This is a genomic window from Klebsiella sp. HN106, from assembly GCF_051209435.1.
In the GTDB taxonomy this organism is placed as follows: Bacteria; Pseudomonadota; Gammaproteobacteria; order Enterobacterales; family Enterobacteriaceae; genus Klebsiella; species Klebsiella oxytoca.
On the sequence record NZ_JBLURD010000249.1, the window covers coordinates 1 to 290 of the forward strand.

A 290-nucleotide genomic window follows, 5' to 3' on the forward strand; every position below is an offset into this window, starting at 1 on the left:
GCTTCCGCAGGTGTACCTTTCACAAACTCTTTTAATTTTTCATTCTCAACAATGGTACACCAGTGCATGACTTCTTCCATTGTTGGGCTACGTTTAAGCGTGAGTAACTTCTTTGATACCTCACGATAAATAAGACGACCATATCTATACCATTCCTCTGCTGAACGCTCCTTACTTTCCTGAATAATAGATACAGCATAGAGATCATAGTCAAAGTCATCGCGTATCTCGTTGAACATTGACCAACCGGGAGAACGTTTATCATAGGGGCTAAGAATCACATCACCGGG

The 290-nt window shown here is 41.7% G+C and carries 1 protein-coding gene; it reads right to left on the bottom strand.

What is annotated here, in order from left to right:
• Nucleotides 1-290, bottom strand: a 290-nt coding sequence (locus ACSIPU_RS31120) for a type IV secretion system DNA-binding domain-containing protein (RefSeq protein WP_435322557.1), incomplete at both ends; no start/stop codon positions are given.